Source organism: Frankia sp. AgKG'84/4, from assembly GCF_023242965.2.
In the GTDB taxonomy this organism is placed as follows: domain Bacteria; phylum Actinomycetota; class Actinomycetes; order Frankiales; family Frankiaceae; genus Frankia.
In genome coordinates this window covers 1-590 of sequence record NZ_JALKFU020000677.1, presented here as the reverse complement: position 1 = coordinate 590, position 590 = coordinate 1, and the positions used below count along the sequence as shown (strand labels likewise).

Below are 590 nucleotides of genomic sequence, written 5' to 3'. Positions count from 1 at the left end.
GTGTTCCGCGGCGCACCAAGATCCGAGTGTTCCGCGGCGCACCAAGATCCGAGTGTTCCGCGGCGCACCTGGCCGGGCCAGGGCCCCGGCCGGTGCTCCCGTCGGCTGGATGGCATTGGATCAGGCCGTCGCGACAATGATCAGTACGTGGCGCCGCGGCGACCGTCCTGATCAGAGGCCGGGCGGGAGTCGCAGGACGAGGTGGCGGGCGGTGTCGACGACGAGGACGGTGCCGTCGGGATGGACGGCGAGGCCGAGAGGGCGTTGCGGGGTGGCCTGGGTTCCGGGCAGGGTGCGGACGCGACGGTCGGTGGTGAGGACGCGGACGCGGGCGGTGTCGGGGTCGGCGAGGAGCAGGTCGCCGGTGGGGAGCGCGGCCAGGGCGTGGGGGCGGCCGACGTCGGCGAGTTCGGCGGGGGCGTCCTCGTCGGGTGAGGCGCCGTAGAGCCGGCCGGAGATCGTCGTGATGACGCCGTCGGCGTCAATCGCGCGGATCAGGTGGTTGTCGGTGTCGGCGAGGTAGACGGTGTCGGCGGGGTGGGTGGGGCCGGGGGGGGGGGTGGGGCCTGCGGGGTGGTTCGGGCCTGCGG

1 pseudogene is annotated in these 590 nt (G+C 74.6%); it reads right to left on the bottom strand.

Annotated features, from left to right (window positions below):
- Positions 1 to 171: 171 nt before the first annotated feature.
- A pseudogene (locus MXD58_RS24585) lies at positions 172 to 590 on the bottom strand (hypothetical protein); the annotation flags it as partial.